The organism is Enterobacter cloacae complex sp. SHL021, from assembly GCF_049237765.1.
Lineage (GTDB): Bacteria > Pseudomonadota > Gammaproteobacteria > Enterobacterales > Enterobacteriaceae > Enterobacter > Enterobacter cloacae.
Genome location: NZ_JBMKJG010000020.1, coordinates 60,471 through 74,506 on the forward strand (window position 1 = coordinate 60,471; position 14,036 = coordinate 74,506).

Consider the following 14,036-nt stretch of genomic DNA (forward strand, 5'->3'; position numbering starts at 1 on the left):
TTAAATCCTCGAGGGGGGTCTTATGTTAATGACTCTCGGCCAGTGCGGCACAGAGTTGTTTTGCGGCGAGGATAATACGCGGGCTGGCGCGTTCAAACCAGTCGCTGGTGAGGGGGATCACCGGAATTTTTAGCTGGCTTTGCCAGAATTGTTCAATTTTAGGAATCTCGCTCGCATTTCCGACCACAACGATCGCCTGTGGTCGGCGAGCCAGTACCTGTTCCCGGCTGACCTGAGGCCACGGTATCCGGCTGGCCGCAAAGATATTTTCTCCGCCGCACACTTCCAGGACCTGATTCTGAATGGAGCCTTTCCCGGTGGTGAACAGCGGCTGGCTGCCAAACTGCAAAAAGATGCGCTTTTTAACGGGGGTATCGTATTTTGCTTTGAGTGCCGCATAGTCGCTGAGCAGTTGTTTTGCCGCATCCTCGGCTTTGGCCGGGGTTGGGCTGTAGGGCGCCAGAGCGCGTAACGCCTGAGCGACCTGCTCAATGCTCACGGCATCCACCCACATGACCTTGATCCCAAGCGACGTCAGTTGATTAACCTGCCGCTCTGCATTGCCGCCACGCCAGGCGAGCACGAGATCGGGCTTAAGCGCCACGATGCGCTCAAGGTTCATCCCTTGCCAGGTTGCGACCTGTTCAATATGCGCGGCCTGCGGTGGGTAATTGGAAAAGCTGCTTACACCAACGGGGGTGATGCCGGCGGCAAACGCCAGTTCGGCGTTAGCGGGGGAGAGGGTAATCACACGCGGCGCGGCGCAGAGCCAGGCCGGTGCGAGCAGAAGCAGGGCGACCAGCGCCCTGATGGCATGTTTAGCCACGAGCCAGTTTCTGCACAAGGCTCTCCACCATCACGGTGGACTGTTTTGCCGCGACAACCAGGAATTCGTCGAAGCTGATATGAGACTGCTGATCGGCCACGTCAGAGATGGCGCGGACCACCACGAACGGGACGTTGAAATTATGGCAAACGTGGGCAATCGCGGTCGCTTCCATCTCAACGGCGATAGCCTGCGGGAAGTTGTGACGGATTTTTGCCAGGCCGACGGAGCCATTGATGAAGGCATCACCGCTCACAATCAGGCCGCGTACGGCGTTGAGGTTCAGCTCAGCAATGCACTCTTCTGCCGCCGCAACCAGCTTATCGTCGGCCTTAAAGCCGGCCGGGCAACCCGGAAGCTGACCGTATTCGTAGCCGAATGCGGTAACGTCTGCATCGTGGTAACGCGCTTCATCGGAGACGACGATATCACCCACTTTCAGGGTCGGTGCCAGACCGCCTGCAGAGCCGGTGTTAACGATCACGTCTGGCTTGCAGCGCTCAAGCAACAGCGTTGCGCCCAGCGCAGCAGCAACCTTACCGATGCCTGATTTCAGCAGAGCCACGTCAACACCGTTCAGTTGACCGGTATAGATCTCACAACCCCCCAGAGAGAGAGTCTGACGGTTCTCAATTTTGTCACGCAGCAGCGTAACTTCTTCTTCCATTGCACCAATAATGCCGATTTTCATAGATTTACTCGCGATGTGCCTTGTTAAGATGCATAGTCTATCATGCGCTTAAGGGGAAACGCATTCTCACGCGGGGGAGCACATGTCACAGATCGATTTTCGCACCAAAATTAACTGGCACCGACGTTTCCGTTCGCCGCAGGGTGAAAAGAGCGAACATGAGATCCTGCGTATCTTCGAAAGCGATCGCGGGCGGATCATTAACTCGCCTGCCATTCGTCGTCTGCAGCAAAAGACCCAGGTGTTTCCGCTTGAGCGTAACGCTGCCGTGCGCACACGCCTTACCCACTCAATGGAAGTTCAGCAGGTGGGGCGCTACATTGCCAAAGAGATTTTAAGCCGTCTCAAAGAGCAGCGCTTGCTGGAAACCTACGGTCTGGATGAGTTGACCGGACCCTTTGAGAGTATTGTTGAGATGGCCTGCCTGATGCACGACATCGGCAACCCGCCGTTTGGTCACTTTGGCGAGGCGGCGATCAACGACTGGTTCAGGCAGCGACTCTTCCCGTCGGATGCCGTCAGCCAGCCGCTCAGTGATGACCGCTGCGTGGTGCGGGATTTACGCCTGCGTGAAGGCGAAGACGGGCTAAACGATCTGCGTCGTAAAGTGCGTCAGGATCTCTGTCATTTTGAAGGCAATGCGCAGGGGATACGGCTGGTGCACTCCCTGATGCGCATGAATCTGACCTGGGCACAGGTGGGATGCATCCTCAAATATACCCGTCCCGCCTGGTGGATGGGCGAAACGCCCGCTTCGCACAGCTATCTGATGAAAAAGCCGGGCTATTACCTCTCCGAAGAGGCCTATATTGAGCGGTTACGTAAAGAACTTTCATTGACTGCAAATGGCCGCTTCCCGTTGACGTGGATTATGGAAGCCGCCGATGACATCTCCTATTGCGTTGCTGACCTGGAAGACGCGGTTGAAAAAAGAATATTTAGCGTCGAGGAGCTTTATCAGCATCTTTATGATGCATGGGGGAAACATGAAAAAGGTTCGCTGTTTGCCCAGGTGGTTGAAAATGCCTGGGAAAAATCGCGTGCAAATACATTAAGCCGGAGCACCGAAGATCAGTTCTTTATGTATTTGCGGGTCAATACATTAAATAAACTGGTGCCTTACGCCGCCTCGCGCTTTATTGATAATTTGCCGATGATTTTTAGCGGCGAGTTCAATCATGCCTTGCTGGAGGATGACAGTAGCTTCAGCCAGTTGCTTGAGTTATATAAACATGTCGCGATGCGTCATGTATTCAGCCACCCCGATGTCGAACAGTTAGAGCTACAGGGATACCGGGTTATCAGCGGCTTACTGGAAATATATCGCCCTCTGCTGCAATTGTCGGTCGATGAATTCAGCGAGCTGGTGGAACAAGAGCGCGTGCGACGAATACCGATTGAGTCCCGGCTTTATCAGAAACTTTCTACCCGTCATCGTCTGGCTTACGTTGAAGCCATCGGCAAACTGGATCGCCACTCACCGCAGTGGCCGGTGCTCGAATATTATTATCGCTGTCGTCTCATCCAGGACTATATCAGCGGAATGACCGATTTGTATGCCTGGGATGAGTACCGCAAGCTGATGGCGGTGGAATAATCCCGGAGTTTTGTAAAGACGACCAATAAATTTTTACTTTTTCCATAAACTTATCGCCGGAACTAAGCGGTATAAAACGAATCTGAGTTACACAGCAATTTTGCGTTATCTGTAAATCGAGATTGAGAAACATGAAAAAAACCACATTAGCAATGAGTGCACTGGCTCTGAGTTTAGGTTTAGCGCTGTCTCCTCTGACTGCTACTGCAGCCGAGACCGCGTCGTCGGCAGCAACCGCGCAGCAGATGCCAAGCCTGGCACCGATGCTCGAAAAAGTGATGCCATCGGTGGTGAGTATTAACGTTGAGGGCAGCACGACCGTCAATACGCCGCGTATGCCGCGTAACTTCCAGCAGTTCTTCGGCGATAACTCGCCGTTCTGCCAGGACGGTTCGCCATTCCAGAGTTCTCCGTTCTGTCAGGGCGGTGGCGCAGGGGATGACGGCCAGGGCGGCGGCCAGCAGCAGAAATTCATGGCGCTTGGCTCGGGGGTTATTATTGATGCCGCGAAAGGGTATGTCGTTACCAACAACCACGTGGTGGATAACGCCAACAGCATTAAGGTTCAGCTGAGCGACGGGCGTAAATTTGACGCCAAAGTGGTGGGCAAGGACCCACGCTCTGATATCGCACTGATCCAGATTCAGGATCCTAAAAACCTGACGGCGATTAAAATTGCCGACTCCGACGCGCTGCGTGTCGGTGACTACACCGTGGCCATCGGTAACCCGTTCGGTCTGGGCGAAACCGTGACCTCGGGGATTGTTTCAGCGCTGGGCCGTAGCGGCCTGAACGCGGAGAACTATGAAAACTTCATCCAGACGGATGCGGCGATCAACCGCGGTAACTCCGGCGGTGCGCTGGTGAACCTGAACGGTGAGCTGATTGGTATTAACACTGCCATCCTGGCACCGGACGGCGGCAACATCGGTATCGGTTTTGCTATCCCAAGTAACATGGTGAAAAACCTGACCGCGCAGATGGTGCAGTACGGCCAGGTGAAACGCGGTGAGCTGGGTATCATGGGTACCGAGCTGAACTCTGAACTGGCGAAAGCGATGAAAGTTGACGCCCAGCGCGGCGCGTTCGTGAGCCAGGTTATGCCTAACTCCTCCGCAGCAAAAGCGGGGATTAAAGCCGGGGATGTGATCACCTCCCTGAACGGTAAACCGATCAGCAGCTTTGCCGCCCTGCGTGCCGAAGTGGGCTCAATGCCGATTGGCAGCAAAGTCACCCTTGGCCTGCTGCGTGACGGTAAGGCGGTTAACGTGAGTCTGGAGCTGCAGCAGAGCAGCCAGAATCAGGTTGATTCCAGCACCATCTTCAGCGGTATTGAAGGGGCGGAGATGAGCAACAAAGGTGCAGATAAAGGCGTGGTGGTGAATAACGTGAAAGCGAATTCCCCGGCAGCCCGTATCGGCCTGAAAAAAGGTGATGTGATCATGGGTGCTAACCAGCAGCCAGTGAAAAACATCGCTGAACTGCGTAAAATTCTCGACAGCAAACCATCCGTGCTGGCGCTGAATATTCAGCGTGGTGATACTTCTATCTACCTCCTGATGCAATAATCCTCGTAAGCCCCTGCGTGATGTAAGCAGGGGCTTTTTTGTTTCTGTGACCCTTCCCACAAGTCCATACTTCACTGCCTGATTTTGTGCATTCGCACAATGCGACCGTAACCGAACTCCCCTATGCTTGAGCTCTGCTCACAGGAGGGTTACATGGCTGGCTGGCATCTTGATACCAAAATGGCGCAGGATATCGTGGCGCGCACCATGCGCATCATCGATACCAATATCAACGTAATGGATGCCCGAGGGCGCATTATTGGCAGCGGCGATCGCGAGCGTATTGGGGAATTGCACGAAGGTGCACTGCTGGTGCTTTCCCAGGGGCGGGTCGTGGATATCGATGATGCCGTGGCGAAACACCTGCACGGCGTCCGTCAGGGTATCAATTTACCGCTGCGCCTTGAAGGGGAAATTGTTGGCGTAATAGGCCTGACCGGTGAACCCGAATCACTGCGTAAATATGGCGAGCTGGTCTGCATGACGGCGGAGATGATGCTGGAGCAGTCGCGCCTGATGCACCTGCTGGCCCAGGACAGCCGTCTGCGCGAAGAGCTGGTGATGAATCTGATTCAGGCAGAGGAGCATACGCCTGCGCTGAGCGAGTGGGCGCAGCGTCTGGGTATTGACCTGAACCAACCGCGCGTCGTGGCGGTGATTGAGGTGGATAGCGGCCAGCTGGGGGTCGATAGCGCGATGGCTGAATTGCAGCAGCTACAAAACGCGCTGGCAACGCCGGAGCGCGACAACCTGGTGGCGATTGTATCCCTGACGGAAATGGTGGTTCTCAAGCCGGCGCTTAACGCGTTCGGTCGCTGGGATGCGGAAGATCACCGTCGTCGTGTGGAGCAGTTAATTTCCCGTATGAAAGAGAATGGTCAGCTGCGTTTTCGCGTCGCCCTGGGGAATTACTTTACCGGGCCTGGCAGTATCGCCCGCTCATGGCGTACGGCGCGTACCACGATGATGGTGGGTAAACAGCGAATGCCGGAAAGCCGCAGCTATTTTTATCAGGATCTGATGCTGCCGGTACTGCTCGACAGCCTGCGCGGTGGCTGGCAGGCCAATGAGCTGGCGCGTCCGCTCGCGCGTCTGAAAGAGATGGACAACAATGGCCTGCTGCGCCGGACGCTACAGGCGTGGTTCCGGCATAACGTGCAGCCGCTGGCGACGTCGAAAGCGCTGTTCATTCACCGCAACACGCTGGAGTATCGGCTCAACCGGATTTCGGAGCTGACAGGGCTGGATCTGGGAAGTTTTGACGACAGACTGCTGCTGTATGTGGCGTTGCAGCTGGATGAACAGCGATGATGCTGTTTGCCGGGTGGCGGCTTCGCCTTACCCGGCCTACATGATGGTTTTCTCCCTCTCCCTGTGGGAGAGGGCCGGGGTGAGGGCATCAGGCCGCACCCAACTTATTTGTTACGCGTTAATTTCTCAAGATCCGCTTCAATCTCGCTGATCTTATTCGTCACAACGCTTTCAAGGTGACGCAGATCGTCAAGGATCTTACGCTTGAGATCGACTTCGGTACGGTCGCGCTGGCAGATCTGATCGAGTTCATCGATCACATAGCGCAGGTTGGGGCTGATTTCCTGAACCTCTTTGTATCCCTGTCCTACACCGTCTGCGACGACGGTCTTACGCTGGCGTGGATACTTAAACTTCACGCTCTTGGCGAAAAACTCTCCTTTGTCCTTGTGAAAATAGATTTTTAAAATGTCGTTGTTGGCTTCCTGGCGAAGGCTGTAACGATCAATTTCATCAGGATTGGTAATGCCCAGACTTTTCAGATTATCGTACATAGCGGTACCCTTGATCTCAACATAACCTTTGAATAATTAACGAAAAAATCTATTTTCGCCACCCTCAGATATGAAAAAAGCGGGGTTGCCCCCGCTTTTTGTTATATCCGATTAATCGATGGTGCGCAGCAATTCGTTGATGCCCACTTTACCGCGGGTTTTCGCGTCCACTTTCTTCACGATAACCGCACAGTACAGGCTGTACTTACCATCTTTAGACGGCAGGTTGCCGGAAACAACCACGGAGCCTGCCGGAACACGGCCGTAATGGATTTCGCCGGTTTCACGGTCGTAAATACGGGTGCTCTGACCGATGTAAACGCCCATAGAGATCACTGAGCCTTCTTCAACGATCACGCCTTCTACCACTTCAGAGCGCGCGCCGATGAAGCAATTGTCTTCGATGATGGTTGGGTTAGCCTGCAGGGGTTCCAGTACGCCACCGATGCCGACGCCGCCGGACAGGTGAACGTTTTTACCAATCTGCGCGCAGGAGCCCACGGTAGCCCAGGTATCCACCATGGTGCCTTCGTCTACATAGGCACCGATGTTTACGTAGGATGGCATCAGTACGGTGTTACGGGCGATGAACGCGCCCTGACGCACCGCAGCAGGTGGCACTACGCGGAAGCCTTCTTTCTGGAAACGCGCTTCGTCGTAATCAGCGAATTTCATTGGCACTTTATCGAAGTAGCGGCTTTCAGCTCCGTCGATAACCTGGTTATCGTTGATACGGAAAGAGAGCAGCACGGCTTTCTTCAGCCATTGATGAGTGACCCACTGACCGTCGATTTTTTCTGCTACACGCAGCGCGCCGGAATCCAGCAGAGAAATCACCTGGTTAACCGCTTCGCGGGTAACGGTATCCACATTTGCCGGGGTAATCTCGGCGCGACGCTCAAAAGCGGACTCAATAACGTTCTGTAACTGCTGCATTGTTTACTCTTTCCATTTCACTAAAAAACACGTCACCCTTTATCGTTTGGATTGAGGGCTGCTGTCAACCGTTGTTGCACTTCAAGTTGCAGGTCATTATTAAGGGCACGCCGGTCCGCTGTTGCGATTATAAATAAATCTTCTACTCGCTCGCCAATGGTTGTAATTCGGGCCCCGTGAAGCGAAATTCCCAGATCGGCAAAGACCTGGCCGACGCGGGCGAGCAGACCTGGCTGATCCAGGGCAATGAGCTCCAGGAACGATTTACGATCGGTGTGGGTCGGCAGGAAATTGACCTCGGTATCGACGGTAAAGTGGCGCAGTTTCGCGGGCTGACGACGCGGCTGCGGCGGCTGCCAGCTGCGCTGAGTGATGGCCTGCTCCAGACCAAAACGTATCCCCTCATGACGATCCGACGACAGCGGGCTGCCGTCCGGCTCCAGCACAATAAAGGTGTCCATCGCCATGCCGTCGCGGGTGGTGAAAATCTGCGCGTCGTGCACGCTCAGGTTTCGTCTGTCCAGTTCAGCGCATACCGCAGCAAACAGATAAGGGCGGTCCGGGCTCCAGATAAAGATCTCTGTACCACCACGCGTCGCCTGCGGGCTGAGCAGGATCATCGGCTGCGACAAATCATGCTGCAGCAGATGCCGCGCATGCCAGGCGAGCTGGTTTGGGCTGTGACGGACAAAGTAGTTGGCACGACAGCGGGCCCAAATCTGATGCAACGCCTCTTCATCAATGTTGTCCATCCGCAGCAGGGCCAGAGCCTGCAACTGATGGTGGCGCACGCGCTCACGCATGTCCGGCGTGTTTTGCATTCCGCGGCGCAGCTGTTTTTCGGTCGCAAAGTACAGTTCACGCAGCAGGCTCTGCTTCCAGCTGTTCCACAGCGTTTCGTTGGTGGCGCAGATATCGGCCACCGTCAGGCAGACCAGATAGCGCAGACGGTTTTCTGTTTGTACCTCTTCTGCAAACTGCTTGATTACTTCAGGATCCTGAATGTCACGACGCTGTGCGGTGACTGACATCAGTAGATGATGGCGCACCAGCCAGGCCACCAGCTGTGTTTCACGTGAGTTCAGACCGTGCAGTTCGGCAAATTTCAGCACGTCCTGCGCGCCGAGCACCGAGTGGTCACCGCCGCGGCCTTTGGCGATATCGTGGAACAGGGCGGCAATCAGGATCAGCTCCGGATGGGTCAGCCGTGGCCACAGCTCAACGCACAGCGGGTGGCGGGAGCGCGTCTCTTCTTTCGCAAAACTTTCCAGCTTGAGCATGACGCGGATCGTGTGTTCATCCACCGTATAGGCATGGAACAGATCGAACTGCATCTGCCCGACAATGTGCGACCATTGCGGCATATAGGCCCACAGTACGCTGTGACGGTGCATTGGCAGCAGCCCGCGACTGACGGCGCCCGGATGGCGGAGCATGCTCAGGAACAGCGAACGCGCTTCCGGGATATAGCACAGCGGCTGCGTCAGATGGCGGCGCGCATGGCGCAAATGGCGCAGGGTGGTGGAGTAGATCCCGGTGATCGTGCTGTTGCGGACCATGGTGTAGAACATCCGCAGGATCGCTTCCGGCTCGCGCATAAACAGCGTTTCGTCACGCAGATCGATAAGCGTACCGCGTAGCTGAAACTCGTCATCAATGGGGCGCGGTTTTTCGTCGGCCGTCAGCGCCAGAATAGCTTCGTCGAACAGCTGCAATAACATCTGGTTGAGTTCGGTAACGCGTCGGGTCACGCGGAAGAAATCCTTCATCATGTGCTCAACCGGTTCGTTACCCTCGCCGCTGTAGTGAAGGCGCTGGGCCACGCTGAGCTGGCGGTCGAACAACAGACGGTTATCGTAGCGATTAAGTTCAAGATGGAGGGCAAAACGAATGCGCCACAGTAGATGCAGACACTCGTTGAGCTCGTTTCGCTCGGCCTCGGTTAAAAAGCCAAAACCCACCATTTCATCCAGCGAGGTGGCGCCAAAGTGGCGACGGGCTACCCACTGTAATGTGTGGATATCGCGCAGGCCGCCGGGGCTGCTTTTGATATCCGGTTCAAGGTTATAGCTTGTGCCGTGATAGCGCTGGTGGCGCTGATTTTGTTCCTCGACCTTAGCGGCGAAGAACTTTTCTGATGGCCAGAAGCCGTCGCTGAAAATGTGTTTTTGCAGTTCCAGGAACAGCGCGACGTCGCCGATCAGCAGGCGGGTTTCAATCAGGTTGGTGGCAACGGTCAGATCCGATAGCCCCTCCAGCAGGCACTCTTCCAGGGTGCGTACGCTGTGGCCGACTTCCAGTTTCACATCCCAGAGCAGCGTCAGCAATTCGCCAATCTTCTGCGCCTGTTCGTCCGGCAGCTTTTTGCGGCTTAAGATCAGCAGGTCAATATCGGAAAGCGGATGCAGCTCACCGCGGCCATAGCCCCCGACGGCAACCAGCGCCACGTCGCTGACCTGCCCGAACCCGTACTCAATCCACAGGCGTTGCAGAAGCTGGTCAATAAATTCGGTGCGCGCTTCAATGAGCTGTTCGGCGGAAATGCCCGCATCAAACGCGCTTCCCAGCCAGCGCTGGAAGACATCCATATGGGCTTTGATGCCGGCACAGCTCAGCTCGTGCTGCGGCCAGACGCCCGGGTTATCGGGCTGGTCGGGAAGGGTGGGAAGTGCTGTGTTAGCATACTGTTCGGGTAATAGATTACTCATCGTGCGCCACCCATAAGAAAAAGCTATCGCCATTAAAAAAGCCGGCATTTGCCGGCTTTTTTATCATTCATCGTGCGTCAGTATTGCCGGGATGGTGTCATCCTTGCGCAACGTCATAATTTCGCAGCCGTTGTCTGTTACCACAATAGTATGCTCGTACTGTGCAGACAAGCTTCTGTCTTTGGTTTTCACCGTCCAGCCATCTTTCATCGTACGGATACGGTAGTCACCCGCGTTGACCATCGGCTCGATGGTGAAGGTCATCCCTTTTTGCAGCACCACGCCGCCGTCATCCGCATCGTAGTGCAGAACCTGCGGCTCTTCGTGGAAGACGCGGCCAATGCCGTGACCACAATATTCGCGAACCACGGAGAAACCTTCCGCTTCGACAAACTTCTGGATAGCGGCACCAATGGTGCGCAGGCGAATGCCCGGTTTCACCATCTTCAGCGCCAGGTAGAGGCTCTCCTGCGTCACTTTACACAGGCGCTCGCCCAGGATGGTTGGCTTGCCCACGATAAACATCTTCGAGGTGTCACCGTGGTAATCATCTTTAATGACGGTGACGTCGATGTTGACGATGTCGCCATCTTTCAGCAGTTTTTCGTCATCCGGAATACCGTGGCACACCACTTCATTTATAGAAATGCAGACGGATTTCGGGAAACCGTGGTAGCCGAGGCAGGCGGAGACCGCGTGCTGCTCGTTAACGATATAGTCGTTACAGATGCGGTCCAGTTCGCCGGTGCTGACGCCCGGTTTCACGAACGGCTCGATCATTTCCAGCACTTCCGCGGCCAGACGACCGGCGACGCGCATCTTTTCAATTTCTTCAGGGGTCTTAATAGAGATAGCCATGTAATCTGTCCATCGGTGTCGATTTTTTCGACAATACTAGTCTAAGTACCGTCAATGGTATCAGTCAGGCGCACCCCGTGCCAAACTGAGAATCATTAACAGCACACTACGCCAACAATTATTGGTTTCTGGTCGTGATTTGTGGTATAAAGCGCGCCGGACTTCCGATCCATCTCAGATACACAGGCTGGACGGGAGCGATATATCTCACTTTGTGTAACAACACACACGTATCGGCACATATTCCGGGGTGCCCTTCGGGGTCGGTAATATGGGATACGTGGAGGCATAACCCCAACTTTCAATATAGAGGTTTTAAACATGGCAACTGTTTCCATGCGCGACATGCTCAAGGCTGGTGTTCACTTCGGTCACCAGACCCGTTACTGGAACCCGAAAATGAAGCCTTTCATCTTCGGCGCGCGTAACAAAGTTCACATCATCAACCTTGAGAAAACTGTACCAATGTTCAACGAAGCCCTGGCTGAGCTGAACAAGATCGCTTCCCGTAAAGGTAAGATTCTGTTCGTTGGTACTAAGCGCGCTGCAAGCGAAGCTGTGAAAGATGCTGCTAACAGCTGCGACCAGTTCTTCGTGAACCATCGCTGGTTGGGCGGCATGCTGACCAACTGGAAAACTGTTCGTCAGTCCATCAAGCGCCTGAAAGATCTGGAAACCCAGTCTCAGGACGGTACTTTCGACAAGCTGACTAAGAAAGAAGCGCTGATGCGCACTCGTGAGCTGGACAAGCTGGAAAACAGCCTGGGCGGTATCAAAGATATGGGCGGCCTGCCAGACGCGCTGTTCGTAATCGATGCAGACCACGAGCACATCGCAATCAAAGAAGCTAACAACCTGGGTATCCCGGTATTCGCTATCGTTGATACCAACTCCGATCCGGACGGTGTTGACTTCGTTATCCCGGGTAACGACGACGCAATCCGTGCTGTTAGCCTGTACCTGAGCGCTGTAGCTGCTACCGTTCGTGAAGGCCGTTCCCAGGATCTGGCTTCTCAGGCGGAAGAAAGCTTCGTAGAAGCTGAATAATAAGGTTTCACCCCTTATTAGTACCGTGTATGAATAGGGGCCCATTATCGGCCCCTTTTTTCAATTTATACTGTTTGGCCGCAGGCCGGGCAGTTCACATCTCCCGAGGATTTAAGAATGGCTGAAATTACCGCATCCCTGGTAAAAGAGCTGCGCGAGCGTACTGGCGCAGGCATGATGGATTGCAAAAAAGCGCTGACTGAAGCGAACGGCGACATCGAGCTGGCAATCGAAAACATGCGTAAATCCGGTGCGATCAAAGCAGCTAAAAAAGCAGGCAACGTTGCTGCTGACGGCGTGATCATCACTAAAATCGACGGCAACTACGGCATCATTCTGGAAGTTAACTGCCAGACTGACTTCGTTGCTAAAGATGGTGGTTTCCAGGCGTTTGCTAACAAAGTTCTGGACGCAGCTGTTGCTGGCAAAATCACTGACGTTGAAGTTCTGAAAGCACAGTTCGAAGAAGAACGTGTTGCGCTGGTTGCTAAAATCGGTGAGAACATCAACATCCGTCGCGTAGCGTCCCTGGAAGGCGACGTTCTGGGTTCTTACCAGCACGGTGCGCGTATCGGTGTTCTGGTTGCGGCTAAAGGCGCTGACGAAGAGCTGGTTAAACAGCTGGCAATGCACATCGCTGCAAGCAAACCAGAATTCGTTAAGCCAGAAGACGTGTCTGCTGAAGTGGTAGAGAAAGAGTACCAGGTTCAGCTGGACATCGCGATGCAGTCTGGTAAGCCAAAAGAAATCGCAGAGAAAATGGTTGAAGGCCGCATGAAGAAATTCACCGGCGAAGTTTCTCTGACTGGCCAGCCTTTCGTTATGGATCCAAGCAAATCCGTTGCTCAGCTGCTGAAAGAGCACAACGCTGACGTAACTGGCTTCATCCGCTTCGAAGTGGGCGAAGGCATCGAGAAAGTTGAGACTGACTTCGCAGCAGAAGTTGCTGCAATGTCCAAGCAGTCTTAATGATGAAAAAGGAGCCGCCTGAGGGCGGCTTCTTTTTGTCACCCGTCAGACGAAAATCAGACAGGATCCCGTATCGCTGTGCTGGTATGCGACATACTATGTCGCCAGAATTAACCCCCATCTTAATCGTTGACAGTCTCAGGAAAGAAACATGGCTACCAATGCAAAACCCGTGTACAAACGCATTCTGCTTAAGCTGAGTGGCGAAGCGCTGCAGGGATCGGAAGGCTTCGGTATTGACGCAAGCATTCTCGACCGCATGGCACAGGAGATCAAAGAACTTGTCGAACTGGGTATTCAGGTCGGCGTGGTCATTGGCGGTGGCAACCTTTTCCGTGGTGCTGGTCTGGCGAAAGCGGGGATGAACCGCGTTGTGGGCGACCATATGGGTATGCTGGCAACCGTGATGAACGGTCTGGCAATGCGTGATGCGTTGCATCGTGCCTATGTGAATGCCCGCCTGATGTCCGCTATTCCTTTGAATGGCGTTTGCGATAACTACAGCTGGGCAGAAGCGATCAGCCTGCTGCGCAACAACCGCGTGGTGATCCTCTCCGCCGGTACGGGCAACCCGTTCTTTACAACCGATTCCGCTGCCTGCCTGCGCGGTATCGAAATCGAAGCCGATGTGGTGCTGAAAGCAACCAAAGTGGATGGCGTGTTTACCGCCGACCCGGCAAAAGATCCCTCTGCCACCATGTACGATCAGCTGTCCTACAGCGAAGTGCTGGAAAAAGAGCTGAAAGTGATGGATCTTGCCGCCTTCACCCTGGCTCGCGACCACAAACTGCCGATCCGTGTCTTCAACATGAATAAGCCTGGCGCACTGCGCCGCGTGGTTATGGGCGAAAAAGAAGGCACATTGATCACGGAATAATTTCCGTCGGCGATAAATACAGGTAAGATTCCGCTTTATTTTGAAGTGGTATCTTACCCGGACGCGCCATTGGCGTTGTCATGAATTAAACGCGACTATACTTAGCACACCTGTAGCACTGTGCTGGCGGATAGTCTGCCTGAGACAAGTTTTC

The 14,036-nt window shown here is 54.3% G+C and carries 12 protein-coding genes; 6 read left to right on the plus strand and 6 right to left on the minus strand.

The annotated features are described in order from the left end of the window. Positions 1–25: 25 nt before the first annotated feature. Together btuF and mtnN are read right to left on the minus strand one after the other, a co-directional pair. Positions 26–826, minus strand: a complete 801-nt coding sequence (gene btuF / locus ACOTZF_RS18995) for a vitamin B12 ABC transporter substrate-binding protein BtuF (protein ID WP_038981249.1) — start codon at positions 824–826, stop codon at positions 26–28. Further along, entirely contained in the window at positions 819–1,517 is a 699-nt protein-coding gene (gene mtnN / locus ACOTZF_RS19000; protein ID WP_013095646.1) for a 5'-methylthioadenosine/S-adenosylhomocysteine nucleosidase, read from the minus strand. Before mtnN ends, btuF begins: the two co-directional genes overlap by 8 nt. Positions 1,518–1,599: 82 nt before the next feature. Here mtnN and dgt point away from each other — a divergent pair, with 82 nt between their 5' ends. The 3 genes from dgt to cdaR all read left to right on the plus strand — a co-directional run bounded on the left by dgt (position 1,600) and on the right by cdaR (position 5,993). After that, the gene (dgt, locus tag ACOTZF_RS19005) at positions 1,600–3,114 is read left to right on the plus strand and encodes a dGTPase (RefSeq protein WP_013095647.1); all 1,515 of its coding nucleotides are present in this window, start codon (positions 1,600–1,602) and stop codon (positions 3,112–3,114) included. A 131-nt stretch (positions 3,115–3,245) separates the two neighbouring features. Beyond that, a complete protein-coding gene (gene degP, locus ACOTZF_RS19010; RefSeq protein WP_013095648.1) occupies positions 3,246–4,682 on the plus strand; it encodes a serine endoprotease DegP in 1,437 nt (478 codons plus the stop codon). Between the two features lie 153 nt (positions 4,683–4,835). Beyond that, positions 4,836–5,993, plus strand: coding sequence for a DNA-binding transcriptional regulator CdaR (gene cdaR, locus ACOTZF_RS19015; protein ID WP_126347502.1), 1,158 nt, complete (start codon positions 4,836–4,838; stop codon positions 5,991–5,993). A gap of 104 nt (positions 5,994–6,097) precedes the next feature. Here cdaR and ACOTZF_RS19020 read toward each other — a convergent pair whose 3' ends face one another. From ACOTZF_RS19020 to map, 4 genes are all read right to left on the minus strand, one after another. After that, on the minus strand, positions 6,098–6,487 hold the full coding sequence (locus ACOTZF_RS19020) for a DUF3461 family protein (RefSeq protein ID WP_008501916.1): 390 nt from the start codon (positions 6,485–6,487) through the stop codon (positions 6,098–6,100). Positions 6,488–6,598: 111 nt separating this feature from the next. After that, positions 6,599–7,423, minus strand: coding sequence for a 2,3,4,5-tetrahydropyridine-2,6-dicarboxylate N-succinyltransferase (dapD, locus tag ACOTZF_RS19025; RefSeq protein WP_013095650.1), 825 nt, complete (start codon positions 7,421–7,423; stop codon positions 6,599–6,601). Between the two features lie 32 nt (positions 7,424–7,455). Next, positions 7,456–10,131 carry a bifunctional uridylyltransferase/uridylyl-removing protein GlnD gene (glnD, locus tag ACOTZF_RS19030; RefSeq protein ID WP_013095651.1) on the minus strand — a complete coding sequence of 892 codons (2,676 nt, stop codon included), beginning with the start codon at positions 10,129–10,131 and terminating at the stop codon, positions 7,456–7,458. A gap of 63 nt (positions 10,132–10,194) precedes the next feature. Further along, complete coding sequence (gene map, locus ACOTZF_RS19035) at positions 10,195–10,989, minus strand: type I methionyl aminopeptidase (RefSeq protein ID WP_013095652.1); 795 nt, start codon at positions 10,987–10,989, stop codon at positions 10,195–10,197. Between the two features lie 321 nt (positions 10,990–11,310). On the opposite strand from map, the gene rpsB reads away from it, so the two are divergent. From rpsB to pyrH, 3 genes are all read left to right on the plus strand, one after another. Then, entirely contained in the window at positions 11,311–12,036 is a 726-nt protein-coding gene (gene rpsB, locus ACOTZF_RS19040; RefSeq protein WP_013095653.1) for a 30S ribosomal protein S2, read from the plus strand. A gap of 117 nt (positions 12,037–12,153) precedes the next feature. Beyond that, positions 12,154–13,005, plus strand: a complete 852-nt coding sequence (tsf, locus tag ACOTZF_RS19045) for a translation elongation factor Ts (protein ID WP_008501911.1) — start codon at positions 12,154–12,156, stop codon at positions 13,003–13,005. 151 nt (positions 13,006–13,156) lie between these two features. Then, entirely contained in the window at positions 13,157–13,882 is a 726-nt protein-coding gene (gene pyrH / locus ACOTZF_RS19050) for a UMP kinase (protein WP_003856194.1), read from the plus strand. The last annotated feature ends 154 nt before the right edge of the window (positions 13,883–14,036 follow it).